A 26,735-nucleotide genomic window follows, 5' to 3' on the forward strand; every position below is an offset into this window, starting at 1 on the left:
CCACTGAGGGTGGGCTGACGGCCGGCTGACGGCCCGTCGAAGATCCCCCCGGGCCGGTCCGGCGCCACCGGGGCGCGGTACGGTGACCGACATGCGGTTTGGGGTACTGGGACCACTCGTGGTGTGGGGCGACGACGGCGAGGAGATCACCGTCCCCGAGGTCAAGGTCCGGGGACTCCTCGCCGACCTGCTGGCGCACGGCGGCGGACCGGTCTCCGCCGACCGCCTCATCCAGGACCTGTGGGGCGACGAACCGCCCGGGAAACCCGAGGGCGCGCTCCAGGGCAAGGTCTCCCAGCTGCGCCGGGTGCTCGGCCGGGAGCGGGTGCTGCGCCAGGGCGCGGGCTACCGCCTCCGGCTGGACCGCGGCGCCGGCGAGCTGGACGCCGACCGCTTCGGCGCCCTGGTGGCCGACGCCGGTGGCGTCCGCGACCCGCGCGCCCGGGCGGAACTCCTGACCGAGGCCCTCGACCTGTGGCGGGGGCCGGCGTACGCGGACTTCGCCGACGAGGACTTCGTCCGGTCGGCGGCGTGCCGCCTCGCCGAGCAGCGGCTCGCCGTCCTGGAGGACCAGGCCGAGGCGCGGCTCCTCGCCGGTGACCACGCGCTGCTCGCCGGCGAGCTCGCCGCCCTCGTCGCCGGGCACCCGCTGCGCGAGCGGCTGCGTGCCGTCCAGATGCGCGCCCTCTACCTCGCGGGCCGTCAGAGCGAGGCGCTCGCGAGCTACGAGGACCTCCGCGCCCGACTCGCCGAGGAGCTGGGCGTCGACCCGGCCCCCGCGCTGACCACCCTCCACCAGGCCGTCCTGCGCCAGGACCCCGGCCTGGACCCCGGCCCGGACCCCGGCCCGGGCACCGCGCGGGCCGGTTCGGCACCGGCCGCCGCCGCCTCGCTCGCCGCGCCCGTAGCCCCCGACACCCCGACGCCCGCCCCGCCCGTGGCCCCCGCCTCCGCCCCGCCCGCCGGCGAACACCCCAACCTGCCGGTCCCGCTGACCCGCCTGATCGGACGGGACGCGGCCGTCGCCCAGGTGTCCCGGCTCCTGGACGACACCCGCCTGGTGACCCTGGCCGGCGCCGGCGGCGTCGGCAAGACCCGGCTGGCCGTCGCGGCCGCCGCCGCGGTGGCCGCTCGGGAGCCGGCCGGGAACCGCCCCGACGGGATCTGGCTGGTGGAGTTCGCGGGGGTCCGCGGCGGCACCGCCGCCGACCTGGCCCAGGTCGTCGCCACCACGCTCGGCGTCCGGGACGACGCCCCCGCGCCGCCGGGCACGGGCGGCGGGGCGGGGCCCGCCTCGCCCGTCCACCGGCTCGCCACGGCGCTGCGGGACCGCCGCACCCTGCTGGTCCTGGACAACTGCGAGCACGTCGTCGACGCGGCGGCGGAACTCGCCGAGCTGCTCCTGCGCACCGCACCGGACCTGCGGGTGCTGGCCACCAGCCAGGAGCCGCTGGGCCTGACGGGCGAGGCGGTGTTCCTCGTCGAGCCGCTGCCGACCGACGACGCCGTGCGGCTGTTCAGCGAGCGCGCCGCCGCCCACGACCCCGGCTTCCCCCGCGACCCGGACGGCGGCGACCTCGCCGACCGCGAGGCCGTCGCCGAGATCTGCCGCCGGCTGGACGGCATCCCGCTCGCCCTGGAACTCGCCGCCACCCGCGTGCGCACCCTGGGGGTCCGGGAGCTGGCGACCCGGCTGGGCGACCGGTTCCGGCTCCTGAGCTCCCGCCGCCGCGGCGCCCCGGCCCGCCAGCAGACCCTGCGCGCGGTGATCGACTGGAGCTGGGAGCTGCTCAGCGCACCCGAACGGATCGTGCTGCGCCGCCTGGCGGTGCACAGCGACGGCTGCGACCTGGACGCCGCGGAGGCCACCTGCGCGGGCGACGGCGTGACCCGCTACGAGGTCCTCGACCTGGTGACACGGCTCGTCGACCGCTCCCTGGTGGTCGTCGTCGACCAGCCCACCGGGCGGCGCTACCGCCTCCTGGAGTCCGTCGCCGCGTACGCCACCGAACGCCTGGACGAGATGGCGGACCTCGCCGCCGTGCGCGGCCGCCACCTGCGCCACTACCTCGCGCTCGCCGAGCGCGCCGAGCCCCGGCTGCGCGGCGCGGACCAGCGGCCCTGGCTCGCCCGGTTGGACGCCGAGGCGGGCAATCTGCGCGCGGCCCTCGACGAGGCGCTGCGCCGGACCGCGGAAGGGGACGGCGACGAGGCGGTCCGGCTGGCCACCGCCCTGGCCTGGTGGTGGCTGCTGCGCGGCCGGCTCACCGAGGGCCGCCGCAGCCTGGCCGCCGCGCTCGCCGCCGCTCCCCGGCCCAGCTCCGAACTCGCGCTCCTGCACGGCGCGTTCGCGCTCCTCACCGGCGACCGCGCGGAGGCGCACGCGCTCGCCTGCACGGTCGCGTCGGCCGGTGCGGTGCCCGACCCGGTGCGCCGCGCCCGGGCCCTGTGGCTCTGCGCGTACGGCCTGTTCAGCGCGGGCGAGGCCGCCGAGGGCGAGGAGCTGAACGCGCGCGCCCTCGCGGTCTTCGCCGAGGAGGGCGATCAGTGGGGCACGGCCGCCGCACTCGGTCTGCGGGCCACCCTCGCCCTGGTCCGCGGCGACCTCGCCGGTCTCGGCCGCGACGGTCTGCGCAGTGCCGCGCTCTTCCGCGAACTGGGCGACGGCTGGGGCGAGTTGCAGACGGTCTCACCGCTCGCCGCGCTCGCCGAGATCAAGGGGGAGTACCCGGAGGCGGCCCGCCGCCAGCGTGAAGGGCTGCACATCGCTCGGGAGTTGGGGCTGGAGGCCGAGGTGTCGGCCCGGCTGTCCGGGCTGGGCCGGCTCGCCCTGCTGGCCCACGACTGGGAACGGGGCCGGGAGCTGCACGAACAGGCCCGCCGGATCGCCGCCGAACAGGGCTACAAGTACGGGGAGATCCATTCCGAGATGGGCCTCGCGCTCGGCGCCCGCCGTTCGGGGGACCTGGCCGCCGCCGAGGCCCATCTGGTGCACATCCGCGACGGCTACGCGGAGGTGTCCTCGGAGGCGGGCGACCACCTGCTTCTCGCGGAGCTCGGCTTCGTCGCCGAACTCCGGGGCGACGCCGACCTGGCGGCCGACCGGCACCTGAGCGGTTGGGCGGTCGCCCGCTCCCTCGACGAACCGCGCGCGCTGGCCCTCTCCCTGGAGGGCCTGGCCGGCGCGGCCGCGGTCGCCGGCCGGGGCGCGGCCGGGCGGCGCGGCGCCGAGTGCGCGGCCCTGCTGCTCGGCGCCGCGGACGCGGCACGCCGGGGTGTGGGGGCCCCGTTGCCGCCCGCCGAGCGCGGCGACACGGACCGGATCGCCGCGGCCGCCGTGGAGGTCCTGGGGGCGGCCGCCTTCGCGGCGGCGTTCGCCCAGGGCGGCCGGCTCACCGCAGTGGAGGCGGTGCGCCGCGGCTGCGAGGCCCTCGGCCAACAGCCGGCGGGCGACCCCGCCGCGGCGCACCACTGATCAGGCCCGCCGCGGCGCACCCCCGAGCGCACCGGGCCGAGGTCAGACCCGCGCGTACCGGTTCGCCGGCCGCTCCAACCCCAGGTGCCCGCGCAGCGTCGTCGCCGTGTAGGCCGTGCGGAAGGCACCACGGCGCTGCAACTCCGGTACCAGGGCGCGGGTGATCGCTTCGAGGTCGTGCGGCAACGCCGCCGGGCGGAGCCGGAAGCCGTCCAGCCCGGCCGAGCGCCAGTCGAGCAGCAGATCGGTCAGAGCGGCCGCGGTGCCGGTGAACACCACGGCGTCCGAGGCGAGTTCGGCGCCTGCCAGCTCGTCCAGCCGGGCCTTGCGGTCGGCGGCGGCCGCCGGACTGTCGTCCAGCAGCACGATCAGGTCCGCGAACCGCCGCAGCGGCCTGGCCCGCAGGTCACGGCCGGTGGCGGCGACGGCCTCGTCGACCTGCGCGAGGATCCGTTCGACGCCGGGGCGGTCGTGCGGGGTGACGAAGACGACGTCCGAGGCGCGGGCCGCGAACTCGTACGGCGTCGAGGCGTGGGCCAGGCTCGCGACCAGCGGCTGGCCCTGCGGCGGGCGCGGGGTGATCGCCGGCCCCCGGACGCTGAAGTGCTCGCCCTCGAAGTCGATGTGGTGCAGCTTGTCGCGGTCGATGAAGCGGCCGGTCGGCACGGACCGGATCTCCGCGTCGTCCTCCCAGCTGTCCCACAGCCGTCGTGCCACCTCGACCACGTCGGCGGCCTCCGCGAAGAGCGGGCGGAGCCGCTTGGCGATCAGCTCGGGGTCGCGGATGTCGTCGTCGGTGAGCTGCGGGGTGGTGCGGCGGCCGAAGTGGGCGGCGTCCGAGGCGCGGGAGGCGATCTGCGGCCGCCAGCCCGCCCGGCCGCGGGCGGCGTGGTCCAGGGTCGCGATGGCGGTCGCGAGGTGGAACGGTTCGGTGTGGGTGACGTTCGTGGTCGGTACCAGGCCGATGCGGTCGGTCAGCGGCGCGAGCAGGGCGGCCAGCAGTACGGCGTCGACGCTGCCCCGGACCCGGTCGGTGCGGTCGTCGGGGCGGTGGAAGGGCTCGGACTGCAGACCGAGGCCGTCCTCCAGGGTGACGAAGTCGAGCAGCCCCCGCTCGGCCTCGGCCACGAGGCCCGCCCAGTAGCCGGGGGTGAACAGCTCCGACGGCCTGGCGTCCGGCGCCCGCCAGGCGGCCGGGTGCCATCCCGCGCCGTCGAGCGCGACAGCCAGGTGCAGCGGGGAGTCGGACGGGGTGGCGGTCACGAGGTCTCCTTCGGGGAGCCGAGGCCGAGATGGTCGCGGAGCGTCGTTCCGGTGTACTCCTCGCGGAACACGCCCTTCTCCTGGAGGAGCGGAACCACCCGGTCCACGAAGTCGCCCAGGCCGTCGGGCGTCAGGTGCGGTACGAGGACGAAGCCATCGGCCGCCTCGCTCTGCACGAAGCGGTCGATCGTGTCGGCGACGGTCTGCGGGCTGCCGACGAAGTTCTGGCCGCCGTGGACCTCGATCATCAGTTGACGGATGCTCAGCCCGCGCTCCTCGGCGATCTTGCGCCACCGCCGTGCCGTCTCCTCACGGCCCTTGCGGAACACCGAGTGCCCCTTCAGCAGGAGGGCGTCCGGCTCCGGATCGATGTCGGGCAGCGGCCCGTCCGGGTCGTACGCCGAGAGGTCGCGGCCCCAGACGCCCTCCAGGTGGGCGATCGCGGTCTGCGGGCTCACCTGCGCGCGGGTGATCTCGTCCGCGTACGCGGTGGCCTCCTCGTCCGTGTCGGCCACCACGGCGGTCGCGGTGGGCAGGATCTTCAGGTCGTCCGGGCGCCGGCCGTACGCGGCGAGCCGGGACTTCACGTCCCGGTAGAACGCCCGGGCCTCGTCGGGCCGGTTGTACTTGCTGAAGATGACTTCGGCGTCGGAGGCGGCGAACTCCCGGCCCACGTCCGACTCCCCGGCCTGGATGATCACCGGGTGGCCCTGCGGGCCGCGCGGGGTGGTGAACCGGCCCGCGATGTCGAAGTGCGTGCCGCGGTGGGCGAAGGTGCCGGCGCCGGGGCGCACGAACCGGCCGGCCGCCGCGTCGGCGGGTACGTCGCCGTCCGCCCAGCTGTCCCACAACTCGCGCGTGGTCTGCAGGAACTCGGCCGCCCTGGTGTAGCGGTCGGCCTCGGCGAGGAAGCCGCCGCGGCGGAAGTTCTCGCCGGTGAAGGCGTCGTAGCTGGTGACCACGTTCCAGGCCGCCCGGCCGCCGCTGAGCAGGTCCAGGCTCGCCAGCTTGCGGGCCACCTCGTAGGGCTCGTTGAAGGTGGTGTTGACGGTCGCGGCGAGCCCGAGCCGGTCGGTGACGGCGGCGAGTGCGGCGAGCACCGTCAGGTTGTCCGGACGGCCCACCACGTCCAAGTCGTAGACCTGGCCCTTGTGTTCGCGCAGCCGCAGCCCTTCCGCCAGGAAGAAGAAGTCGAACTTGCCGCGTTCCGCGGTCCGTGCGAGCCGGATGAAGGAGTCGATCGCGATCTGGCTCTCGGAACGGGGGTCCGACCAGACGGTCACGTTGTGGATGGCCGGCAGTTGCACGGCGAGGTGCACCTGCTTCCTTCCGGCGTGTTCTGCGGCGGCAGGCACGGGGCTTGCTCCTTCGGGGAAGGGCCGGCCCCAGGGAGGCCGGCCGCGTGGCCACGCGTGTGCAGTCCGGTCCACGGGGCGGCTGTGATCACCAGGGTTCACCGAACGGATGTGGCGGACAAGGGGATTCGGGTCAGGGATGTGTGGGGGAGTGTCAAGGAATGTCAATAACGGGAACGGCGTGCAAAGCGCTTGTGAGTGGTCTGTCGCTTAACGTCGGCGGATCTGTCCCCTGTGTCGGCGTTCGGCCTACTGTGCGGCCATGGATCTCTTCTCGCTGCCCAGACTCGGAGTCGTCGTCCCCCCGGAGAACCCCACGGCGGAGCCGGAGTTCAACCGCTTGATCGGTGCCGCCGTGCACGTGTACACCTCCCGCTTCCCCACCACGCCGGGGGTGGAGCTCCGGGAGATGCTGGAGACCTACAACCGGGTCCTTCCCGACACCCTCGACGGTTTCGGCGGCATGCGGCTGGACGCGGCCGTGGTCGCCTGCAGTGCCTCGCACTACCTGCTGGACCCGGCGGGCGACCGCGCCCTGTGCGAGGAGATGTCGAACCGCTCAGGGTTCCCGGTCAGTTCCTCGACGCAGGCGATCCTGGCCGCCTGCGAGGCGCTCGGGGTGAACCGGCTGACCCTGGTCTCGCCCTACCAGCCGTGGCTCACCGCGACCTCCCGCGCCTTCTGGGAGCGGGCCGGGCTCACGGTGGACGGCGTCGTCCTCGTGCCCGCCGGGACGGCCCCGGACGGGTCCGACCACTTCGACCCCTACGAGGTGACCACGGGCCGGATCCGCGAGCGAATACGGGCCCACCAGCAGGAGAACGGGATCCCCGACGACTCCGCGCTGCTGTTCACCGGGACCGGGATGGGGACGCTCGGTGCGCTCGCCGAGCTCGCGCGGGAGGACACCAGCGGGCGCCCGCTGCTCTCCTCGAACCTGGCGTCCGCCTGGTGGGCGCGCCGCGTGACGGGACGGCGGACCGGGTCCGCGACCGCCGGGGACGCGCATCCGCTGCTGCGACGCCTGGACGTCCGGGCCCGCTGGGCGGCCTGAGACACCGTCGGGCGTCGGTGCGCCCGCGGCCGGCGGGCGCACCGGGGGCGGCTGCCGAGGGGGAGGCTCCCGCGGCCGCCCTCACCGCAGCGGAGCGATCCGGCTGCCGCCGTCCAGTACCGCCTCCAGCGTGACGGCGGCCCGGCCGGGCCGCTCGACCGCCAGGGTGTGGTCCGGCGTGGCCCGGTCGGCCGACCAGTCCGGTCCCTTGGCCGTGATCCGGCCGACCCGCCGGCTGCCCGCGGCCAGCAGGAACTCGGTGCCCTGCGGCGAGCGCCACCACGTCCACCCCACCGTGTCCTGTTCGAACCGGCTGCACGCCCGGCCCGGCCCGCCGCCCGTGCGCTGCGGGCCCCGGGCGTTCGGCAGCAGCACGGCGGTCGCGGCGCTGCCCTCGCCGTTCCAGCGGTCGGCGCGCAGGCAGACCCAGGACGCCGCGCCCGCGTTCTGGGGCAGCTGCTGCACCGCGAAGGCCCAGAGGTTGAGCTGCTTGACACCGGGGGTGCCGTCCGGAACGGCGCAGCCCGCGCGGGCCCAGGCCAGCAGCGCGTCCTGGCCGACCGCCTCGCGGGGCTGCCGGGCCGGCTGGGTGCGGTCCGGTGGCGGGGTGTAGCTGAGGTGGGCGGGCACCAGCCCGCCGAGGTCGGCCAGCAGGAAGGAGTGCTTCTCGGCGATCGTGGTGGAGGAGCGCAACTGGAGCACGGTGGCGCCCAGGCAGTCCGCGAGCGCCCCCGGGGAGCGCGAACCGGGGGCGCTCGCGCCGGGTGCCGCGGCGGTCACGCCGTCCACGCGGTCCAGCGCCCTGGCGGGTACGTCCGGCTGGTCGATCCGGCGGGTGTCGGCCGCGTCGATCCACGGGGCGAGCAGGTAGCGGGCGGTCGCCCCCTGGCGGTGCAGCACCACCGCGCCGGCGGTGGTGACGGAGGAGTCGTCGGCACGGGCGAGGTCCAGCCCGCCGCCGGGTCCGTCGGTCCAGCGGGCGAGCCGGCCGCCGTCGTAGAGCACCACCACGGCCGCGCCGTCTACGGTGCCGGCGAACAGCAACTGGGGCGGGCCCTGCGGCGGGGCGGCCGGGGTGCCCGGCTCGGGCCTGGTCCGCGGGCCGGGGCCCGACCAGGCGGCGAGCGCCCGGCCGAGCAGGGCGGTGTCGTCACGGCGGTCGCCGCGGGCGGGCCAGGCGGAGAAGTCGATCCGGGCGGTGTGCTGCCACTGGTCCGCTGCCACCCGGAGCAACCGGGCCGGGTCGGGCGCCGTTCCGCCCGGCGGGACGGCGAGCGGACGGACGGGCGCGCCGGCCGGGGCCGGGGCACCGGGGACGGCCAGCGCGGCGGCGGTACCGGTGAGCGCGAGCGCGGCCACCGCGAGCGAGGCACCGAAGGCCCGGCGGCGGCGCAGCAGGTCGGTCGGCTGGACGCGCACCGCGCAGGGGTCGAAGGCCGACAGGCCGTGATCCGGTCCGGCGCAGAGCCGTGCGGCCTCGTCGACGGCCTGCCCGGGGTCGGTCGCACCGGCCTGAAGCAGCACCTCCGCGGCCTGCTCGGGCGTCAGCTCCTCCACGGCGAGCAGCGCGAACGCGGACCGGGCGGGCGCCCCCAGGGCGGCCAGTTCGCGGTCCAGTGCCGCGTCCCGGTCACCGCCGCCAGGGGTGAACAGCCGCAGCCCCCAGACCCGGGGCGCCCGCAGCCGGTCGGCGGGCCGCGGGTGCAGCGCGCCGCGCAGCACCCGCAGGCGCAGGGCGGCGTACAGCGGGTCCTCGTCCGTGCCGGCCGGCTCCCGCAGCCTGCTCCAACGGGAGGGCAGGGCCCGCTGGACGGCGGCGTGCGCGGCGAGCACCCGGCTGTGGCGGTCCCGGTCGGCCGGCAGGGCCAGGTACGCGAGCCGGACCAGCCGGCGGTAGTGGCGGACCAGGGTCGCCTCGGCCCGGGCCACCGGACGCGCGCCCGCGCCCCGGGGCGGTGCGCCGCCGTCTATCCGTCCTGCCAAGGCGTTCTCCCCGGAGCCGTCTGTCGTGTGGTGGCGGACGGTCCAACGAGTCGATCATGTGATGGTTGCGCCGTCCGGGGCGGTGTTCCGGGATCCGGCGGCGCGTTCGGTGATCCGGCGCGCCATCCCGCCGAAGACGATGGCGTGGAACGGTGCCACCGACCACCAGTACGCGTGCCCGGCCAGCCCGTGCGGGTGGAACAGTGCCCGCTGCCGGTAGCGGCTGCCGCCGAGGCCGTCCGGGGTGACGGACAGCTCCAGCCAGGCCAGCCCGGGCAGCCGCATCTCGGCGCGCAGCCGCAGCAGCCGCCCGGCCTCGATCTCCTCCACCCGCCAGAAGTCCAGCGAGTCGCCGACCCGTAGCCGGGCCGGGTCACGCCGGCCCCGGCGCAGGCCGACGCCGCCGGCCAGCCGGTCGAGCCGGCCGCGCAGTGCCCAGGCGAGCGGGAAGGAGTACCAGCCGTTCTCGCCGCCGATGCCCTCCACCACGCGCCAGAGCGCGTCCGGCGGGGCGCCCACGTCGCGCTCCCGGACGTCCTGGTAGAGGCTGCCGCCGGCCCAGTCCGGGTCGGTGGGCAGCGGGTCGCTCGGCGCGCCGGGCAGGGTGGCGGAGGACCACCGGGTGGCCACTTCGGCGTCCCTGATCCGCCGCAGTGCCAGCCGGACCGCCTCGTCGAAGCCGGTCGGGCCCCCGGACGGGTCGGGCACGTACTCGGCGAGGTCGTCCTCGCCGCGGACCACCTCGTGCCGCAGCGACTCCACCAGCGGGCGGGCGAGCGAGTTGGGGACGGGCGTCACCAGGCCGACCCAGTGGCTGGAGAGCCGGGGGGTGAGCACCGGCACCGGGACGATCAGCCGGCGCGGCAGCTCGGCGACGGCGGCGTAGCGCATCATCATCTCGCGGTAGGTGAGGACGTCCGGGCCGCCGATGTCGAAGGCCCGGTCCACCTCCGGCGGCAGCCGGGCCGCCGCGGTGAGGTAGTACAGGACGTCCCGGACGGCGATCGGCTGGATCCTGGTGTCGACCCAGTTCGGGGTCACCATCACGGGCAGCCGCTCGGTGAGGTAGCGCAGCATCTCGAACGAGGCCGAACCGGATCCGATGATCACCGCGGCCCGGAGTTCGGCGGTCGGCACCCCGCTCGCCCGCAGCCGGCGGCCGACCTCGGCGCGCGAGCGCAGGTGCGGGGACAGCTCGGCGGCCGGCACCCCGGCGGGGTTGATACCGCCGAGGTAGACGATCCGGCGGACCCCCTCCCGGGCCGCCGCCTCGCCGAAGGCCCGGGCGGCGGCCCGGTCGGTCGCCTCGAAGTCACGGCCGGTGCCCAGCGAGTGGACCAGGTAGTAGGCGACGTCGATGCCGGCGAAGGCCCCGGTCAGCGACTCCGGCCGGGTGACGTCCCCGGCGGTGGCCTCGACCGAGGCCCGCCAGGGGTGGTCGCGCAGCCGGCCCGGGTCGCGGACCAGGCAGCGGACGGAGTGCCCGGCGGCCAGCAGCTCGGGGACGAGCCGGCCGCCGATGTAGCCGGTGGCGCCCGTGACCAGGCAGCGCAGCGGGGCGTCGGGGGTGCTCGGTCCGGCCATGGTGCCTCCCAGAAAGCCGCGTCAGGGGTGCGGGGTTCGGCGCGGCGGCGCCGGCGGGCGGGCCGCACGCGCCCTCCGCCAGCTTCGCCGCCCGCCGTCCGGGCCGCCACAGCACCGGCCCGGCACCCGCCCGCGCGGGCCGCCGTCCGGAGCGGGCCGGGCTCGACGGCCGGGCGAGCGGACCGCACCGCCGTACGCTGTGAGGGGAGCGTCGGACGGCAGTGCCGTTGGTCCCGGGATGTCAGCCCCTTCGGCCTCTGGCCGGGGGCGCGGCCGGGAGGGATGCTCCAGATATCCGGCCGGGCGGCGGTCGTCCGGCCGACATCGCTCGTGGACGAGGTGACCGGCGTGCTGCATGCCACCGTCGAATCAGTGATGACCAGTCCCGTGGTGCGGGTCGCGCCCGAGACCGGGTTCCGGGAGATCGTCGCCGTGCTGACCGAGTACGACATCACGGGTGTCCCGGTGGTGGACCCCGACGGGCGGCCCCTCGGCATCGTCTCCGAGGCGGACCTGCTGCTCACCCTGGCCGCTCAGGAGGACCCGGGCAGCCTGGTGCCGCCGCCCGAGCTGACCCGGACCGGGCCGGGCGGGGCCGTCACCGCCGCGGACCTGATGACCGGCCCCGCCGTCTGCGTCACCCCCGGCACCAGTGTGGTGGCGGCCGCGCGGCTGATGAGCCGGCACGGGGTGAAGCGACTGCCCGTGCTGGACGAGGACGGCCGGGTGTTCGGCATGGTCAGCCGGGGCGACCTGCTGCGCGTCTTCCTGCGCGAGGACCGGGTGATCCGCCGCGAGATCGTCGAGGAGGTGCTCGGCCGGATTGAGGGCGTGAGCCCGGCGGAGGTGGGCGTGGAGGTCGACCAGGGCCGGGTGGTGCTCAGCGGCAGCGTGCCGGCGCCGCACCTGGTGCCGATCGTGCTGAGCCTCTGCCGCTCGGTGGACGGCGTGGTGTCGGTGACGGACCGCCTCGGCAGCAGCGACGAGGCCGCCGTCGTCGGCTGACTCCGGCCCGGGCCGGCCGCTGTCCCGTCGCGTCCCGCCGTCCTGACCACGGACTCGGAGCGTCCGCTTCGCATACTGCGGAGAGTATCGGGTAAGTCACTCATTGTGTGCGGCGGCAGCGGGCCGCCGAACGCGCCGGGTGACCCGGGAGGCGGCCGTGGCAGTCGTGTTCGACGCGGATTTCACTTCGACCAGGCAGTGGGTGGCGGGCCGCAGCAGCGCCTATCCCCGGATGGGGCCGACCAACCGGGGCGATCACAAGCTGGACTTCCTGAGCCGCTCCTACTGCCCCGGTGGCGTGTTCGCCGCCGTCCGGCGGCACGGCGGCGACCTGTGGACGTGCAGCCTGCTCACCACCGAGGGCAGCCCGGAGGCGTTCCAGGTCCGCACCGGCGACGTGCTCACGGCGCGGGTCACGCTCCCCGTCGAGACGGGCGCCTGGCCGGCCATCTGGACCTGGCGGGACGGCGGCAACGAGGTGGACGTCTTCGAGTACCACCCCGACCATCCGGACCTGCTGGAGGTCTCGAACCACGTTCGCGGCGGCTCCCGGTACTGGCACGGCGCCGACGCCGGGATAGCTCCCGGCGCCACCTTCGACCTGCGGGCGGTGCTGGGCGCGCGCTCGGTGGACTGGTTCGTGGGCGACACGCTCGTGCACGCGGACCGGCGCGGGGTCGGGCCGGACTTCCACGCCTACCTGATCGTCAACCTCTCGGTGGCGGACGGCACGTACCACGACCGGCCCCCGGCCACGGGTCCGGACCGGCTGAGCTGGACCTGCCACAGCCTGCGGATAGAGCGCTGACGAAGGCCGCGCGGCTGCCCCCGGGTCGGCGTCGTCGGCCCGGGGGCAGCGCGGTTCACCGGTCCGGCGGGAACGTCGCCGTGATCAGGCCGCGCGGGCCGGTGCGCTGGAACCAGACCACCCGGCGGTACGGGCCGATGTGGGCGGGGTGCGTCACGTACAGGTCGTCGCGCGGGGCGCCTTCGTTGCCGGGGGCGAGGGCGGCGTCGACGGCCTGGTCGGCGATGGTGGCCAGCAGCGCGTGCGCCGTGGCGGCGGCCGCTTCCGGGGCGATGGCGAGCGCGGTGAGCTCCGCCCAGAGCCGGCTGGAGACGTAGAAGATCGGCGAGTGGCGCAGGGCCGGATGCAGGCGTCGGTCCTCGTAGCGGCGGAGCACCCCGGCCGCGACGAGCCGCTCGCGGTCGTCGGCCGGCGGGTGGTGGTCCATGGGCCGCAACGCTACCCCGACGGGCACGATCGGCGCGTCGCGAGCGTTTCTCAGACAATCCTCAGGTCCGCCGGAGCACCTGCGGGCGCAGGATGGTGATGAGGCGCCGATCACCTCGATGGGCCCTGCGGGGCCGGAGGAGGAGGCCGTGATGGGGCACTGGAACGGTCCGCGCCACGGGCACGGCCACGGTCACGTCCTGGGCGGCTGGGGCTACGGCCTGCTGGCCCTCCTGCTGCTGCTGGTCCTGGCGGTCCTCGTCCTGGCGGCCGTCGCGCTGGTCCGTCACCTGTCGCGGACCTCGCGGGGCGCGCGGCCGGTGCCGCCGGGCCCGTGGGCCGCGACCGGGCCGGCCGGGCCGCCGCGCCGGGCGGTCTCGCCGACGGCCGAGCAGCTGCTCGCCGAGCGGTTCGCGCGCGGCGAGATCGACACGGAGGAGTACCGGCACCGCCTGGACGTCCTGCGGGACGCCGGCGGACCGGGTGAGGCCGCCGCCGGGGAGCCGCCCGGCGGCGGATGACGCCGCGGGGCCCCGCCGACGGCGCGGCGGGGCCCCGACCTGCCGGGGGGCGGGTGCTGCTACTCGACGACGAGCTCCACCGGGATGTTGCCCCGGGTGGCGCGGGAGTAGGGGCAGACCTCGTGCGCCTGCTTGACCAGGAGCTCGCCGCCCTCGCCGGCCAGCGCGTCCGGCAGCTCGACCCGCAGGACGACCGCGAGGCCGAAGCCGGCTCCGTCCTTGCCGATCGAGACCTCGGCCGTGACCGAGACCTCGCTGGTGTCGACGCGGGCCTGTCGGCCGACCAGGCCCAGCGCGCTGGCGAAGCACGCCGCGTAGCCGGCCGCGAACAGCTGCTCGGGGTTGGTGCCCTGGCCGCTGCCGCCGAGGGCGGGGGGCATCGCCAGCGCGAGGTCCAGCTGTCCGTCGGAGCTGACGGCGCGGCCCTCTCGGCCGTTCGCGGTGGCCACAGCGGTGTAGATCGCGTCCATGGGTCTGGTCCCTTTCGTCCTGCGTCCGTACTGCTTCTGTCCCCGGCGGCCGGTGGGGCCGCCTTCCGGGTACAAGTAGAGCACGCAATTCAATTGCGCACAACTCAATGGTGCGCACGGCCGCTATCATGGAGTCATGGCAACACCCCCCGAGACCGCCGCCGCCGACGCGCCGTCCGTCGACGCCCTGCCCGTCCACGCCGCTTCCGTCGGTGCCGCTTCCGCCGATGCCGCCCGCTCCGGAGCGCCCGTCGCGGACCTGCTCCACGGCGAGCAGCCGCTCCGCGACGAGGACCTGCTCCGGCTCGACCAGCAGATCTGCTTCTCGCTGAACGCCGCCTCGCGCGCGTTCGGCGGCGTCTACCGCGTCCTGCTCAAGGACCTGGGGCTCACCTACCCCCAGTACCTGGTCATGCTGGTGCTCTGGGAGCACCGCGAGTTGCCCGTGAAGCGGATCGGCGAGCACCTGCGCCTGGACTCCGGGACCCTCTCGCCGCTGCTCAAGCGGCTGGAGGCGGCCGGCCTGGTCCGCCGGGAGCGCAGCCCCGAGGACGAGCGCTCCGTCACCGTCAGCCTCACCGACGCCGGGCGCGAGCTGCGCGACCGCGCCGGGCAGGTGCCGCGCAGGCTGCTCGCCGCCACCGGCCTGGCGGTCGAGGACCTCGCCGACCTGCGAGCCCTGCTCAACCGGGTGACCGGCGCGCTCGACTCCGCGCTCCTGGCCGACGGCGCCGAAGGCTGACGCCGACGGCGCCGAGGCTGACCGGCCGGGCCCGCCGGTGCGGCGGCGTCCAGTCGGTGGCGGCGGGCATACTGGATCCCTCGTGAACGAACCCGGGGGGGAACGTGGAGGGTCCGGCACCCGCGTCGCGGCAGGGCCGCGCGTGGAGCGACGAGGAGACCGGGCGGCTTGTCGACGGCGTTCGGGAGGGTTTGGACCTGTCCGAGCTGGCCGGGCGGCACGGCCGGACGACCGGGGCCATCGGCGCCCGGCTGGCCCGCCTCGTGCCCGAGGCCGAGCTGGTCGAGGCCGAGCTGGTCGAGGACAGTCCGGCTTCCGGCGGCGGACCGGCCTCCGGTGTCGCGCTGGTCGGGAGTGCCGAGCTGGAGTGGCTCCGAGCGCGCCTGGCCGCCGACCCGGACTATCCGTGGCGGAGCGTGTTCGACGCGCGCCGCCGTCCCCCACGCGGGCTGCGCCGGCGACGGGCCGCCGGTCACGCTCCGGCGGCCGCCCCCGGGGAGCCTGCCCCGGCCGGGCCCACGCGCGGCGAGCCCGCCGCCGGGCCGCAGTGGTCGGCCCGCCTCGATGACGTGCGGGCCGAGTGGGAGCGGACGATCGGGCACCAGCTGCGGGCCGAGCGCCGGGCGGAGTTCCTCGCGCGTCCGGTCGTGGCGGACCTGGCGGTCGTGGCCGCCCCGCTGCGGCAGGCGGCCGCCCGACGGCTGTGGGAGGGCGAGGCGCGTCTGCTGCTGGACGACTGGCTCCTGGAGTGCCTCTGCCCCGGGGCGTCGAGGCTGACGACCGACTGGGCGCCGATCGCCGAGCGCGACCCCGACACGGTGCTGCTGCTCCGCGAGCTGGCCGCCGCCGCGGCGGCGGAGATACCCGCTGGGCGGAGCCGCGAGATCGTCTGCCGCCGCCTCGGGCTGCACGACGGACCGGCCGAGTCGTTGGCGGCGGTGGGGGAGGCGTTCGGGATCTCGGGGGAGCGGGTCCGCCAGCTCCAGGTGAAGGCGGTGCGCGGCATGGCGAGCACCGCCGCGCCGGCGACCCGGAGCCTGCGGACCCTGCTCGCCGGGCTGAGCCGGGTCGATGATCCACCGTGCCCCGACGGTTCGCCCGCCGGGGATGGGCCGGATCCGCTGGACGGCTCCCGGACCGCCGGTGCAGCGGTGGCGGACCCCCCGGCGTCGGCCCGACTGCTCGACCTCGCGGAGGTGCTGCTGCCGGCGGTCCCGGTGCGGCAGGCCGCGCTGGTGATCGCCCAACTGGCCGGTGCTCGGAAGCTGCGCGCGGAGAACCTGGCGGCCGAGGCCGTGACCGTGCGCGCCCTTCGCCACGACGCCGCGCGTCGCGAACTGTCACGGCAGGGGCGGATCGAACGCGCCGCCCGACGCTGGGCCGCACTGGAGGCCGAAGTCAGCTGGTTCGGGGCGCCCCAGCCCGCCCCGCCGCGCGGGGAGCTGGCGGCCCTGCGGGACACGGCCGGGGAGGACGGGCGCTCCGGGTCCTGGCGCTGCCCCAAGCTGGGCCGCGAGGTCGCCTACGAGTCGGAGACCGAGTGGCGGGTCGTCCAACTGCTCAGCTTCGCCCCGCAGATCGCGTACTACCAGGAACAGCCCCTGGCCATCGGCTACGACTTCGACGGTCGCCGGCGCACCTACTACCCGGACCTCCTCGTGGCCACCACCGACGGGCGCTGCGTCCTGATCGAGGTCAAACCGGTCTACGAGATGGCGACCGCCGTCAACGTCGCCAAGTACCGTGCGGTGGAGGCACTCTGCCGGTCCCGCGGGTGGGGTCTGGTGGCCACCGACGGCTGGAGGACCCGCAGACTCCTGGAGGACCGCCCGGTCGACGGCCGGTTGGAGGCCGCGCTGGACGAAGCGCTGGCGAGGGGCGGCGAACTGACCTGGCATCAGGTCAGGGCTGCCGCAGGGGCCCTGCCACTGAAGTCGCTGGACCTCGCCGCGCTGGTGCTCCGGCGCGGCTGGGTCTGGCGCACCCACCCCTACCGGCTGCGGGGCGGCGCACCGGCGAGCATTCCCGCCCCGCTGTCGGATCCGGCTCCGGCATCGGATTTCACTCCGGTGTCCGCCCCCGCCCCGGACGCCCCCGCCCCGGACGCCCCCGCCCCGGACGCCCCCGCCCCGGACGCCTCCGCGCCTTCGCCGCCGTCGCCGGGGACGGAGCCGATCCCCCTCTTTCCGGAGGTGTCCCCACAGCCGAGGGTCGTGCCCTCCCCGGCGGAGGTCGAGGCGGCCCGAACGGCGGCAGGCGGCTGGACCCGGGCCCAGCTCGCCGCCTGGGGAGTGGCCTGGCCGGCCCCGAAGGGGTGGAAGCAGCGCCTGGCGCAGGAATGGGCGGCCGGTAGGTAGCACCGGTGCGGTCCCCCGTGCGCCCGGGGCGGCGCGCCGGGTCCGCCCGGGTCCGCCCGGGCGGGTACGCCGGACCTCGTGGCCCCGGTGCCGGCAGTCGGCGGTACCGGCGCCATGGCACGGGCCCGGCCGCCTCGCCGGAGCCGGTCCACCGGCGAGGCGGCTGCGGCATGCCGACACCCGCGCCACCGTGGCGGTGGTGCCCGGCACGGTGGTACGAGCCGACGGTGCGGGCCGGGGGGCGGGTGCTACCCGGCGGCCCGTGCGCTCACGCGGTCCGCTCGTTCAGGCAGATGATGTTCCCTTCGCTGTCCTTGAACCAGGCCGCGCGCATGCCCTCGGCCTCCACGACGCCGTCGACGGTCTTCAGACCCGGCATGTCGTACTCCTCGAAGGTGACCCCGCGGCCGCGCAGCGTCGCCATCTCGCCGTCGAGGTCGGGGACCTTGAAGCTGGCCAGCGTGTGCGCGGCCTGGCCGGCGCTCGGCGTCTCGTACATGCCGAACTCCGTGCCGCCGCACTCGAAGCTGACGTCCTGCTCGTTCTCATCGGTGAGCTTCAGGCCGAGGGTGTCGGTGTAGAAGCGCTTCGCCCGGGCGAGATCTGCCGCCGGGATGATGGCCACCATCGGTGCGTCTCCAAGCATTGCCATCGCCTCCTCCCTCCAGGCTAGATACGCCGGGGCCGATCTGCCCAGGGCCGGCGGCGCCGGAAGCCCGGTGTGCCCGGAGGGTGGCGGGCCGCTACCGCGCGGGCGGTGAGCGGCCGGGTGCGCCGCGTCACCAGGCGTGCGGCACCCGTTCCAGGACGCCTCCGGCGAAGAGGTCGTAGAGCGGCAGGGTCTCCAGGTGCACATAGCCGATGTGGCAGTCGCAGACCGGCAACGGGCAGGGCCGGGAGCGCAGTTGGCGCCGGTACGAGCCGTCGTAGAGGTTGCCCAGAACGCCCCGGACGAAGTGGCAGCGGCGGACGGTGCCGTCGCCGTCCACCGAGAGCACGGACTCCCCGGTGCGGCAGGGGCGACCGGCGCTGGGGTGGGGGTGCCGGCTGTAGCCGAAGTACGGGTCGAGCGCCGTCCAGTCGGCGGCCTCGGCGTCGTTGTAGGTGAGCCCCTCGGCGGCGTTGATCCAGAGGTAGACCGCCGGGTCCAGCGCGGCGCGGAGCCGGCGGGCCTCCCCGAGGTGCCCGGGTTGGCCGACCACGCCGACGCTGTACCGCACACCGAGCGCGTCGAGCTCGCGGCACTTGGCCAGGAACCGCCGGTGGTCGACCTGTCCGGGGTGGTACGTCACCCAGAGGGCCAGCGTGTCGGGGTCGGCCTCGGCGAGCCAGCCGGTTCGGCAGCTGAGGTTGGTCTGGATCGCCACCCGGCGCACGTGCGGCAGCCGGCTCAGCTCGACCAGCGCCCGCCGGTACCAGGACCGCACCAGGCCCTCGCCCCAGGGCGTGAAGAGCACGGACAGCGTGTCGCCGGTACCGGCCCGTCCGGCGGCCCAGCCGGTGAACCGCTCCAGCGCCGCCCGGTCGGCCCGCAACTGCTCCGGCGTGTCACGCCGCTTGGCGAACGGGCAGTACGGGCAGTCGTAGTCGCAGGAGGACAGCGGGCCCCGGTAGAGCAGGGTCAGGTCGACCCCGCCGTCGTCCGGCGCGGGCCGGGAGGCCGCCGCCGGTACGAGGTCGGGGCCGGACCGGGCGTCGCCGGTGGCCGGCCGGGGCGCGAGCATGCCGAGGAAGGTCATTTCGCCTCGTACTCGGCCATCAGCCGGTGGACCTCGGGCGAGAACAGCATCGGACCGGCCGCGTCCGAGTGCGCCAGCCCCTCCGGCGAGAGCATCAGGCGCAGCTCGTCCTGCGCCAGCCAGCCCCGGGCCTCGAACGCGGCCAGCTCGGCCGGGAAGTCCTCGAGGGGCGTGCTGCCGAACCGGGCGCGGTAGTCCGCCAGGGGCATGCCCTCGGCCTGGAGCAGCGACTGGACGAGGTGCCGCCGGCGGGCCTCCTCCGGCGTCATGTACCGACCGACCTCGGCGTGCCGGAAGTCGGTGGTGGCCACGTAGTCGTCGATGATGCCGCGCACCTCGGTGGCGTTCACCGCGTAGTCGAAGGAGTAGTGCAGCCGCGAGGTGTAGGAGCGGGCCCCGCAGCCGAGGCCGACCATGCCGTCGGTCTGGCAGGCGTACTCGCCGCTCCCGGCCTGCGGGGAGGCGGCGCGGCGGAACATCCGCATCGACACCTGCTGGTAGCCCCGGGCGAGCAGGTGGTCCCGGCCGGCCCGGTAGAGCGCGAGCCGGCGGGCGTCCCAGGCGGCCGGGCTCTCCTGCTCGCCGCGCCGGGCCAGGCCGGTCAGCGGCCGGACGTACAGCGGGTAGAGGTACAGCTCCTCGGGCTCCCAGGCCAGCGCGGCGTCCAGCGAGCGCAGCCAGCCGGTCTCGGTCTGGCCGTCGATGCCGTAGATGAGGTCGATGTTGAGGACGGGGAACCCGGCGGCGCGGATCCGCCCCAGGGCGGCCTCGACCTCCGCGCGCTTCTGCGGGCGGACGGCGGAGCGGGCCTCCTCGTCGAGGAACGACTGCACGCCCAGGCTCAGCCGGGTGGCGCCGCGGGCGGCCAGCACCTCCAGGCGGTCGGCCGTGGCGGTGGCGGGGGAGGCCTCGACGGAGAGCGGGACCGCCCGCAGGTCGACGCCCGTCCGCCGCTCGGCGATGTCGCAGAGCCGCTCCAGCTCGCCGGCGGTGAGATAGGTGGGCGTGCCGCCACCGAACGCCACCAGCGCGAACCGGGCGCCGTCGTCCAGGGCCTCGCGGACGGTGGCGGCCTGGCGGTCGAGCGCGTCCAGGTAGGCGGTGGTCAGCCCTTCGGGGCTGCCGATCCGGGTGAACAGGTTGCAGAAGCCGCAGCGGACCTCGCAGAACGGGATGTGCAGGTAGAGCGAGAGCGCGTGCTGCGGCTCGCCGTCCCACAGCTCGCGCAGCGCGGGACGCTCCGGCAGCCGCCGGTAGGCGGTCTTGTGCGGGTAGGCGTAGACGTACGACCGGTAGGGCGAATCGGTCGGCGGGGCCGCGGCCGTGGTCATGCGGTCTCCTCGGCAGTGGCAGTGGCAGTGGCAGTGGCAGTGGCAGTGGCTGTCGGGCGGGTGGCTGCGGTCGGGCCGGGTGCCGGGCGGGCCGGGAGGGTGAAGTGCGCGTACGGCACCGTCCAGACCACCTCGTGGCCGATCCGGTGGCCGGTGTATCCGTCCTCGCCGTACGCCGTTCCGTGGTCGGAGCAGACGATCGCGAAGCACGGCCGGCGGGCGCTCATCGCCGCGAAGAGCCGGCCGATGTGGGCGTCCACGTACTCCAGGGCGGCGGCGTGGCTCTCCCGGGAGTCCCCGTCCTCGCGGGTGCCGCCCGGCAGGTGGAACCAGTTGGGCTGGTGCAGCGCCGAGACGTTGAGGAACAGGAACAGCGGCTGCCCGGCCGGCTGTTCGGCGGCGACCTGCTCGGCCCTGGCGACCTGCGCCTCGAAGGAGGTGGGGGAGGGGACGCCCATCTCCGGCGACCAGTGGCTCTCCTGGAACAGCCCGGGCAGCACCGAGCCGAGCGGGCCCTGCTTGTTGAAGAAGCCGACGCCGCCGATGCAGACCGTCCGGTACCCGTGCCCGGCGAGCGCGCCCGGCAGGTCGGGCGCGTCGAACACCCAGGTGCGCGGAGCGGTGCTCTCCGACCCGGCGAAGCGGGCGGCGAACAGCCGCGGGTGCGGACCGCCCGGAGCGGCGGGGGTGGGCAGGAAACCGGCCAGGATCGCCTGGTGCGCGGCGTAGGTGAAGCTGCCCGGGGAGTGTCGGCGCTCCCAGCGGCCACCGGGGAGGACGGCGGCGAGGTGCGGGATCCGCCCGGCCGCGGCCAGTTCCTCGGCGACGTCGAACCGCAGGGTGTCCAGGGTGACGAGGAGCAGGTCGTGGGTGCCCACGACGGCGTTCATGTCGGGCGCGGCGGCGGCCGCCGGCGGTGTCGGCGGCGCGGCCGGCGCGGGCGCCCGGTGGTGGTGCTGGTGGTTCATCGCGTGGGTTCCATCGGTTCCGTCGTCGGTGCGTCGTTCCTGGGCCCGGGCCGGTGGCCCGGGTGTCGTAGCGCGGAGATCTGGGCGGCGTAGGTGTCCAGGCCCTCGGCCGGGCCGCCGGGCAGGCCGGTCAGGTTCGGCAGGAGGTCGCCGAAGGCGTTCACCTCGCCGACCACGGCCCGGCGCCACCCGGCGGTGGGCAGGACGTCGACGCCGACCATCGGTGAACCGGGGAAGCAGGCCGCCGCCCGCTCGGCCGTCTCCAGCAGGCCCGGCCAGGCGTGGCCGGCGGCCTGCTGCGCCACGGCGAGGCTGCCGCGGGCGCCGCCGAGGTGGAGGTTGGTCATCGGCTGTGCGCTGGTGCGCACCACCACGTGGGTGGCCCGCCCGGCGATCACCACCACCCTGAGGTCGGCCGAGCGGCCCGCCTGGGCGGCCTTCGGGATCCACTGCTCGACGTGCAGCCCGTCCGGTGCCAGGCGGTCGACCAGGTCGGCCGCCTCCCGCTCGTCCCGGTAGCGGCGGACCCGCAGCGAATTGTGCAGCTGCCCGCCGGCCAGCTCGACCGAGGTGGTGGCGAGCACCTGCCCGCGCGGGCCGAACTCCAGCGCCACCACGCCGGACGCGGAGGAGCCGTGCGCGGGTTTGACGAAGACCCGCCGCAGCCCGGCGGCCCGCAGCCGCTCCCGGAGGTCCGCCCAGCCGGTGATCCCGGCGCCGTCGAGCGCGCGCGGCACCGGCACCCCGGCGCCCGCCAGCAGTGCGTGCGCCCGCCGTTTGTCGAACATCACGGCGATCTCCTCAGGATCGCCGAGCAGCCGCACCCCCGGCACCCGGGCCACCGCGCGCAGGGCGTCCACCACCCCGGTGTACCAGGCCGCGCCGCCCTCCACCCTGGTCGGCGCGTACGAGGGGCCGAGGGCCGGGCCGCGCAGCAGCTCGTCCACGGCCGGGTCCTCGCCGGGCGACTCGATCCGCAGCAGGCTCCCCGCGGGCACGACGAACCGGCCGCGCAGGACGTCGATCCAGCGCAGCACGACCGGCTCGGGCAGGCCGGCCGCGCGGGCGGCGGCGGCGAACAGCGCCACCCGCCGGTGCCCGGGATTCCCGAGGACGGCCAGCGGCGCGTCCTCCCCGGCACCGGCCGGGGGCGCGGCCGGTCGGAGCGCCTGAGGCCTGGGCGCCTGCGGGGTGGCCGCCAAGCGGGAGGCCGGCTGCGGGGAGGCCGTCTGGGGGGTGCTCATCCGGACCGCGCCGGGCTACTCGGCGACCGCGACGTAGCGGTCCTCGGGGTCGTCCTCGTACTCCGCCTCGGCCTCGTCGAGGTCGAGCTCCACCCCCGGCAGGGCTTCGCGCAGCCGCTGCCGGAGCTCCTCGGAGAGGTAGTGGTGGTGCAGGTCGAGCAGCCGAAGATGGGTCAGCGGCTGGCCCTCCAGCAGGGCGGCGGCGCCCTCGTCGGACAGCACGCCCATCGAGAGGTCGAGCACCTCCAACTGCGCCACGACCGGCGCGTGCGCGACGGCGGCGGCGATCTCGTCCTGGTACTCGCTGTTGGCCAGGGCGAGGTGGCGCAGGGCCGGGAGCCGGGCGCCGTCGAGGAGGGGCGCCAGGTCGTCCACGGTCGAGTCGCCGCCGTACTCGTCCACCCCGAGCCAGAGCTCCAGCCGCTCCAGGGCGGGCAGTTCGGAGCCGGCCACGGCCCGCACCACCGTGCCGGGCAGCCCGCCGGCCTCGAACCGCAGGGCCTTCAGCCGGTCGTGCCGGAACGGCGCGAGCGCCAGCCCGCCGCCACCGCGCACCACCAGCTCGGTGAGCCGGGGGAAGGCCGCCGCCACCACGGTGACGTCGGACATCTCCAGCCAGGAGATCTCGCACTCCTCGGACGTCACGTCGGCGACGAAGAGCGCTTCGAGGGCGGGGAGCCGCCCGGCGTCACCGACGACCCGGGCCAGGGCGTCGGTCACCGGCCCGTAGCCGTCCGTCCACCAGGGGCCGATCAGCAGCGCCCGGACCTCGTCCGGGTCCACCGTGTCGAGGAAGGTGTTCCAGAGCGCGTCGAAGCCGGTGCCCGCGCCGTAGGGCACGGCGAGCCGCCACGCGGCGGCGCCCGGCGCCGGCCGGTCGCCCGTGGCACCGGCCTCGCCGGAGAACTCCACCACGGGGAGCCCGTGGAACTCCCGCTGGTGCTGGTAGGCGTGCATACGGTCCCCTGTGCTGGGTGCGCTGCCGGTGAGCGGCAGGTGGTGAGTGGTGGGCGGCGAGCGGCGAGCGGTGAAGGTGTGGGCGGGGCGGTGCCCGGCTATTCGGCGACCGCGACGTAGCGCCACCGGTCGTCCGGGCTCCCGGCCTCGGAGAGGTCGAGGGCCACCCCGGGCAGGGCCTCCCGGAGCCGTTCCTGGAGCGCGTCGGTGAGGTAGTGGTGGTGCAGGTCGAGGGCCCGCAGATGGGTGAGCGGCTGGCCCTCCAGCAGGGCGGTGGCGCCCTGGTCGGTCAGGACGCCCATCGAGAGGTTGAGCGAGTCGAGCCGGGCGACGACCGGGGCGTGCGCGACGGCGGCGGCGATCTCGTCCTGGATCTCGCTGTTCTGCAGGCCGAGGTGGCGCAGCGCCGGGAACCGGGCGCCGTCGAGGAAGGGCGCCAGGTCGTCGAGGGAGGAGTCGCCGCCGTAGTTCTCGACCCCGAGCCAGAACTCCAGCCGCTCCAGCGCGGGGAAGTCGCTGGACGCGACCGCCCGCAGCACCGCGGCGGGCAGACCGCCCGACTCGAACCGCAGGGCCTTCAGGTGCTCGTGACGCAGCGCCTGGAGGGCGATCCCGTCGTCCTCGACCATGGAGCCCGCGGCGCCGCGCACCACCAGCTCGGCGAGCAGCGGGTACGTCGTCAGCACCGGCGTCACGTCGACCATGTTGATCCAGGAGATCTCGTTCTCCTCGTACGTGATGTCGCCGATGAACAGGGCGCGCAGGGCCGGCAGCCGGTCGGCGGCGGCGAGGATCGCGGCCAGCGGCCCGGTGAAGCTCTCCGGCCCGTCGGAGGACCACTCGCCGACCACCACGGCGGTGACCCGCTCGGTGTCGACCGCGTCGAGGAACTGCTGCCAGCGCTCGACGAACGACGTGGGCGAGTCGAACTCGATGCCGACCTTCCAGGCGACCGCCGCCGCCTCGGGCAGGGCGGTGCCGTCCTCGACCGCCTGGACGAAGTCGAGGACCGGGAGGCCGTGGAACTCTTCGATGTGCTTGCCGACCGTCATGCGCTGCTCCTCCGGGATGCGGGCCGAACAACTGTCTACCAGCCGGGTCCGACAAACCGGTCGCCGGGGCGGACCCGGGCGCGTTTGTCGGACCCCTGTTCTACGTTTCGGACCGTGAGATTCCGACGCCCGTCGGGTCGGTCAGGGAGGACTGATGTATCGCCAGGGTGACGTGCTGATCGTGCCGACGGCGGAGGCCGCGGTGCCCCCGCGGGTGGCGGCGCTGGCCGCGCAGCCCCGGGACGCGCGGGGCTGGCTGGTGCTGGCGCTCGGCGAGGTCACCGGCCACGCGCACGCTGTGGTCGGCCCGGGGGAGCTGCGCCGGGAGGCCGGGCCGTTCGGCGCCGCCTGGCTGCACCTGCCCGAGGGCGGTCGGGTGGTGCACGAGGAGCACGCCGCGATACCGCTGCCCAAGGGCTGGTACCGGGTGGTGCGCCAGCGCGAGTACGTGCCGGGCGCGGTGCGCGTCGTCGCGGACTGACGAGGTCCGGGCGGGCGGGGCCCGCGGGCGGCGAGGCGGGCCGGGGGCCGGCGGCTCCCGGGGTGGTGGCGGTGGACGGAACGAGTGGGTCGGCCGGGCACGGGCCCGGCCGGGACAGGAGCAGGTGATGGTGACGGAGCAGACGGTCGGGCCGGCCGGGGTGACGGCCCGCTGGCGGGCGTGCGCGGCGGCCACCGGGGCGGCCGACCGGGTCGCGGTCGAGCGCGCGGTGCGGGCCGCCTACCGGGCGGCCGGGCTGGCCGAGCCGGCCGAGGTCCGCTGGTTCGGCTCGCCGCCGGCGGCGGCGCAGGCGGCCCTGGAGCTGCGGGCCGCCGGCGCGGTGAGCGTCCGCGAGGCCGTGCGGACGCTGCCCTGGGAGGCCGCCAGGCGGCGGGCCGTGGAGCGGGTCGGGCCGGCCGGGTGGGCGCCGCTCTGGTCCCTGACCGGTGGGGAGATCGGCCCGGTGACCAACGCGCTGGCCGGGCGGATCCGCGACGCGGTGCTCGACCGGCTCGCCCCCGAGCCCGACCTCGACGAGGTCGACCAGCCTGAGGCCGACGTGGCCCGCGCCCGTCGCACCGCCGTCCGGCTGGCGCTGCTGGACGCCGTCCGGGGCCAGCACGACGCGCCGTGGTTCGCCGCCTTCGAGGCGGCCGGCGTGCTCGCCGGTGCACCGGCGGAGCGGGCCGGGATCGACGCGCTGGCCGGGATCGACGCGCTGGCCGAGGTCGCGGGCGAGGCCGGCTGGTGGTGGCCGTACGAGGGCGTGGCCCTGGTCAGCGAGCGGCCGGTCGCGCTGCACCGCGACGAGGCGGGCCGGCTCGACCGGGCCGACGGCCCGGCCCTGGGCTTCGCCGACGGCTTCGCCCTGCACGCCTGGCGCGGCATGCCCGTCCCGGCCGACTTCCTGTCCGGCCTCGGCGGCGTCACGGTCGAGCGGATCCGGACGGAGGAGAACGCCGAGCTGCGCCGCGTCCTGCTGGAGCACTACGGCTACGAGCGGTACCTGGCGGACTCCGGCGCCGAGCCGCTGCACCGCGACGAGACCGGTGTGCTCTGGCGGATCCAACTCCCGGACGACGAGGCGGTGGTGATGGTCGAGGTGGTCAACTCCACCGCCGAGCCGGACGGCACCTTCCGCACCTACTGGCTGCGGGTCCCGCCGAGCACCCGCACGGCCCGGGCCGGGGTCGCCTGGACCTTCGGCATACCCGAGGCGGAGTACCACCCCCGGCGCGAGACCTGAGCGGTCGCCTGCCCGGCCCGGGCGGGCCGGGCGGCTGTGACAGGGTGAAGCCATGGCGACGAACGACGAGCACCCGGCCGGTCCCCGCGCGGGCCGCCTCGAACCGTGGTCGGACACCGACCAGGTCCACGGCGATCTCCACGGCGATCTCCGTGCGGCGAAGGCGCTCGTCTACGACCCCGGCGGGTTCACCTGCACCCGGCCGGTCCCCGAGGCCGAGAGCGCCGACTACGCCGCCCACGCCTTCACCCTGGACGGCCGCCCGGTCCGCTTCCGCGCGGCCAGGACGACCCCCACCAAGGCCGGCCAGTTCGTCACGGTCTGGAAGAGGTCCCCGGGCGGGCCGATCCAGCCCTTCGACGCCACCGACCCCGTCGACCTCTTCGTCATCGGCACCCGCGACGGTCGCCACGCCGGCCAGTTCGTCCTGCCCATGGACGCCCTCCGCCGGCACGGTGTCGTCGCGGTGGACGGTTCCGGCGGGAAGCGGGCCTTCCGCGTCTACCCGCCCTGGGCGACCACCACCAACCGGCAGGCCGGCAGCGCGCAGGCGTGGCAGCTGGAGCACTTCCTGCACCTGCCCGAGGACGGCCCCGTCGACCTCGCCCGGGCCCGGGAGCTCTACCGGCGGTAGCGACGGCCGGCCGACCGGCCGCCGGCCGCCCCCGACGGCC

23 protein-coding genes are annotated in these 26,735 nt (G+C 76.1%); 10 read left to right on the top strand and 13 right to left on the bottom strand.

Annotation, left to right across the window (positions count from 1 at the left end; translation table 11 throughout):
- Window positions 1–91 precede the first annotated feature (91 nt).
- Window positions 92–3,475, top strand: a complete 3,384-nt coding sequence (locus ABZ497_RS12720) for a BTAD domain-containing putative transcriptional regulator (RefSeq protein ID WP_359804641.1) — start codon at window positions 92–94, stop codon at window positions 3,473–3,475.
- A gap of 42 nt (window positions 3,476–3,517) precedes the next feature.
- On the opposite strand, the gene ABZ497_RS12725 is transcribed toward ABZ497_RS12720, so the two are convergent.
- Window positions 3,518–4,738, bottom strand: a complete 1,221-nt coding sequence (locus ABZ497_RS12725) for an LLM class flavin-dependent oxidoreductase (protein WP_359804643.1) — start codon at window positions 4,736–4,738, stop codon at window positions 3,518–3,520.
- On the bottom strand, window positions 4,735–6,093 hold the full coding sequence (locus ABZ497_RS12730) for an NtaA/DmoA family FMN-dependent monooxygenase (RefSeq protein ID WP_359804645.1): 1,359 nt from the start codon (window positions 6,091–6,093) through the stop codon (window positions 4,735–4,737). Before ABZ497_RS12730 ends, ABZ497_RS12725 begins: the two co-directional genes overlap by 4 nt.
- 262 nt (window positions 6,094–6,355) lie before the next feature.
- Here ABZ497_RS12730 and ABZ497_RS12735 point away from each other — a divergent pair, with 262 nt between their 5' ends.
- Window positions 6,356–7,147, top strand: a complete 792-nt coding sequence (locus ABZ497_RS12735; RefSeq protein WP_359804647.1) for an arylmalonate decarboxylase — start codon at window positions 6,356–6,358, stop codon at window positions 7,145–7,147.
- Between the two features lie 81 nt (window positions 7,148–7,228).
- Here ABZ497_RS12735 and ABZ497_RS12740 read toward each other — a convergent pair whose 3' ends face one another.
- Together ABZ497_RS12740 and ABZ497_RS12745 are read right to left on the bottom strand one after the other, a co-directional pair.
- The gene (locus tag ABZ497_RS12740) at window positions 7,229–9,130 is read right to left on the bottom strand and encodes a hypothetical protein (RefSeq protein WP_359804649.1); all 1,902 of its coding nucleotides are present in this window, start codon (window positions 9,128–9,130) and stop codon (window positions 7,229–7,231) included.
- 54 nt (window positions 9,131–9,184) lie between these two features.
- Window positions 9,185–10,714 (bottom strand): SDR family oxidoreductase, encoded by a 1,530-nt coding sequence (locus ABZ497_RS12745; RefSeq protein WP_359804651.1) that lies wholly within the window; start codon window positions 10,712–10,714, stop codon window positions 9,185–9,187.
- Window positions 10,715–10,996: 282 nt separating this feature from the next.
- Between ABZ497_RS12745 and ABZ497_RS12750 the strand changes: the two genes are divergently transcribed.
- Together ABZ497_RS12750 and ABZ497_RS12755 are read left to right on the top strand one after the other, a co-directional pair.
- Window positions 10,997–11,719, top strand: coding sequence for a CBS domain-containing protein (locus ABZ497_RS12750; RefSeq protein WP_359804653.1), 723 nt, complete (start codon window positions 10,997–10,999; stop codon window positions 11,717–11,719).
- A 157-nt stretch (window positions 11,720–11,876) separates the two neighbouring features.
- Window positions 11,877–12,527, top strand: coding sequence for a beta-glucanase (locus ABZ497_RS12755; protein WP_359804655.1), 651 nt, complete (start codon window positions 11,877–11,879; stop codon window positions 12,525–12,527).
- 55 nt (window positions 12,528–12,582) lie between these two features.
- On the opposite strand, the gene ABZ497_RS12760 is transcribed toward ABZ497_RS12755, so the two are convergent.
- A complete protein-coding gene (locus ABZ497_RS12760; protein ID WP_352290761.1) occupies window positions 12,583–12,954 on the bottom strand; it encodes a hypothetical protein in 372 nt (123 codons plus the stop codon).
- A gap of 151 nt (window positions 12,955–13,105) precedes the next feature.
- Between ABZ497_RS12760 and ABZ497_RS12765 the strand changes: the two genes are divergently transcribed.
- On the top strand, window positions 13,106–13,474 hold the full coding sequence (locus ABZ497_RS12765; protein WP_359804657.1) for an SHOCT domain-containing protein: 369 nt from the start codon (window positions 13,106–13,108) through the stop codon (window positions 13,472–13,474).
- A 59-nt stretch (window positions 13,475–13,533) separates the two neighbouring features.
- On the opposite strand, the gene ABZ497_RS12770 is transcribed toward ABZ497_RS12765, so the two are convergent.
- On the bottom strand, window positions 13,534–13,944 hold the full coding sequence (locus tag ABZ497_RS12770) for an organic hydroperoxide resistance protein (RefSeq protein ID WP_352290759.1): 411 nt from the start codon (window positions 13,942–13,944) through the stop codon (window positions 13,534–13,536).
- 259 nt (window positions 13,945–14,203) lie between these two features.
- Here ABZ497_RS12770 and ABZ497_RS12775 point away from each other — a divergent pair, with 259 nt between their 5' ends.
- On the top strand, window positions 14,204–14,686 hold the full coding sequence (locus tag ABZ497_RS12775) for a MarR family transcriptional regulator (RefSeq protein ID WP_359804883.1): 483 nt from the start codon (window positions 14,204–14,206) through the stop codon (window positions 14,684–14,686).
- Between the two features lie 191 nt (window positions 14,687–14,877).
- Window positions 14,878–17,043: a TnsA endonuclease N-terminal domain-containing protein gene (locus tag ABZ497_RS12780; RefSeq protein ID WP_359804659.1), complete on the top strand. Its 2,166-nt coding sequence runs from the start codon at window positions 14,878–14,880 to the stop codon at window positions 17,041–17,043.
- A 268-nt stretch (window positions 17,044–17,311) separates the two neighbouring features.
- On the opposite strand, the gene ABZ497_RS12785 is transcribed toward ABZ497_RS12780, so the two are convergent.
- The 7 genes from ABZ497_RS12785 to ABZ497_RS12815 form a co-directional block, all read right to left on the bottom strand.
- Entirely contained in the window at window positions 17,312–17,695 is a 384-nt protein-coding gene (locus ABZ497_RS12785) for a VOC family protein (protein WP_329491376.1), read from the bottom strand.
- A gap of 127 nt (window positions 17,696–17,822) precedes the next feature.
- Complete coding sequence (locus ABZ497_RS12790) at window positions 17,823–18,782, bottom strand: STM4011 family radical SAM protein (RefSeq protein WP_359804661.1); 960 nt, start codon at window positions 18,780–18,782, stop codon at window positions 17,823–17,825.
- Window positions 18,779–20,113 carry an STM4012 family radical SAM protein gene (locus ABZ497_RS12795; protein ID WP_359804663.1) on the bottom strand — a complete coding sequence of 445 codons (1,335 nt, stop codon included), beginning with the start codon at window positions 20,111–20,113 and terminating at the stop codon, window positions 18,779–18,781. Before ABZ497_RS12795 ends, ABZ497_RS12790 begins: the two co-directional genes overlap by 4 nt.
- Window positions 20,110–21,003, bottom strand: coding sequence for an STM4013/SEN3800 family hydrolase (locus tag ABZ497_RS12800; protein WP_359804885.1), 894 nt, complete (start codon window positions 21,001–21,003; stop codon window positions 20,110–20,112). The genes ABZ497_RS12795 and ABZ497_RS12800 overlap by 4 nt, the downstream gene beginning before the upstream one ends.
- Before the next feature lie 74 nt (window positions 21,004–21,077).
- Window positions 21,078–22,325 (bottom strand): STM4014 family protein, encoded by a 1,248-nt coding sequence (locus ABZ497_RS12805; RefSeq protein ID WP_359804665.1) that lies wholly within the window; start codon window positions 22,323–22,325, stop codon window positions 21,078–21,080.
- Window positions 22,326–22,340: 15 nt separating this feature from the next.
- Complete coding sequence (locus tag ABZ497_RS12810) at window positions 22,341–23,282, bottom strand: STM4015 family protein (protein WP_359804667.1); 942 nt, start codon at window positions 23,280–23,282, stop codon at window positions 22,341–22,343.
- Between the two features lie 98 nt (window positions 23,283–23,380).
- Window positions 23,381–24,334 (bottom strand): STM4015 family protein, encoded by a 954-nt coding sequence (locus ABZ497_RS12815; RefSeq protein WP_359804669.1) that lies wholly within the window; start codon window positions 24,332–24,334, stop codon window positions 23,381–23,383.
- A 154-nt stretch (window positions 24,335–24,488) separates the two neighbouring features.
- Between ABZ497_RS12815 and ABZ497_RS12820 the strand changes: the two genes are divergently transcribed.
- The 3 genes from ABZ497_RS12820 (at window position 24,489) to ABZ497_RS12830 (ending at window position 26,695) form a co-directional block, all read left to right on the top strand.
- Window positions 24,489–24,815, top strand: a complete 327-nt coding sequence (locus tag ABZ497_RS12820) for a hypothetical protein (protein WP_359804671.1) — start codon at window positions 24,489–24,491, stop codon at window positions 24,813–24,815.
- Window positions 24,816–24,942: 127 nt separating this feature from the next.
- The gene (locus ABZ497_RS12825; protein WP_359804673.1) at window positions 24,943–26,061 is read left to right on the top strand and encodes a DUF6745 domain-containing protein; all 1,119 of its coding nucleotides are present in this window, start codon (window positions 24,943–24,945) and stop codon (window positions 26,059–26,061) included.
- 52 nt (window positions 26,062–26,113) lie between these two features.
- On the top strand, window positions 26,114–26,695 hold the full coding sequence (locus ABZ497_RS12830; protein WP_359804675.1) for a MepB family protein: 582 nt from the start codon (window positions 26,114–26,116) through the stop codon (window positions 26,693–26,695).
- Window positions 26,696–26,735: the final 40 nt, after the last annotated feature.

Source organism: Kitasatospora sp. NPDC005751 (genome assembly GCF_040630835.1).
Classification (GTDB): domain Bacteria; phylum Actinomycetota; class Actinomycetes; order Streptomycetales; family Streptomycetaceae; genus Kitasatospora.

Bases quoted from the DNA above. Each gene is read 5' to 3' on its own strand.
- ABZ497_RS12720 (WP_359804641.1), top strand. From the start codon at position 92: ATGCGGTTTGGGGTACTGGGACCACTCGTGGTGTGGGGCGACGACGGC.
- ABZ497_RS12735 (WP_359804647.1), top strand. From the start codon at position 6,356: ATGGATCTCTTCTCGCTGCCCAGACTCGGAGTCGTCGTCCCCCCGGAG.
- ABZ497_RS12745 (WP_359804651.1), bottom strand. From the start codon at position 10,714: ATGGCCGGACCGAGCACCCCCGACGCCCCGCTGCGCTGCCTGGTCACG.
- ABZ497_RS12750 (WP_359804653.1), top strand. From the start codon at position 10,997: ATGCTCCAGATATCCGGCCGGGCGGCGGTCGTCCGGCCGACATCGCTC.
- ABZ497_RS12760 (WP_352290761.1), bottom strand. From the start codon at position 12,954: ATGGACCACCACCCGCCGGCCGACGACCGCGAGCGGCTCGTCGCGGCC.
- ABZ497_RS12765 (WP_359804657.1), top strand. From the start codon at position 13,106: ATGGGGCACTGGAACGGTCCGCGCCACGGGCACGGCCACGGTCACGTC.
- ABZ497_RS12770 (WP_352290759.1), bottom strand. From the start codon at position 13,944: ATGGACGCGATCTACACCGCTGTGGCCACCGCGAACGGCCGAGAGGGC.
- ABZ497_RS12785 (WP_329491376.1), bottom strand. From the start codon at position 17,695: ATGGCAATGCTTGGAGACGCACCGATGGTGGCCATCATCCCGGCGGCA.
- ABZ497_RS12790 (WP_359804661.1), bottom strand. From the start codon at position 18,782: ATGACCTTCCTCGGCATGCTCGCGCCCCGGCCGGCCACCGGCGACGCC.
- ABZ497_RS12795 (WP_359804663.1), bottom strand. From the start codon at position 20,113: ATGACCACGGCCGCGGCCCCGCCGACCGATTCGCCCTACCGGTCGTAC.
- ABZ497_RS12800 (WP_359804885.1), bottom strand. From the start codon at position 21,003: ATGAACGCCGTCGTGGGCACCCACGACCTGCTCCTCGTCACCCTGGAC.
- ABZ497_RS12805 (WP_359804665.1), bottom strand. From the start codon at position 22,325: ATGAGCACCCCCCAGACGGCCTCCCCGCAGCCGGCCTCCCGCTTGGCG.
- ABZ497_RS12810 (WP_359804667.1), bottom strand. From the start codon at position 23,282: ATGCACGCCTACCAGCACCAGCGGGAGTTCCACGGGCTCCCCGTGGTG.
- ABZ497_RS12815 (WP_359804669.1), bottom strand. From the start codon at position 24,334: ATGACGGTCGGCAAGCACATCGAAGAGTTCCACGGCCTCCCGGTCCTC.
- ABZ497_RS12820 (WP_359804671.1), top strand. From the start codon at position 24,489: ATGTATCGCCAGGGTGACGTGCTGATCGTGCCGACGGCGGAGGCCGCG.
- ABZ497_RS12825 (WP_359804673.1), top strand. From the start codon at position 24,943: ATGGTGACGGAGCAGACGGTCGGGCCGGCCGGGGTGACGGCCCGCTGG.
- ABZ497_RS12830 (WP_359804675.1), top strand. From the start codon at position 26,114: ATGGCGACGAACGACGAGCACCCGGCCGGTCCCCGCGCGGGCCGCCTC.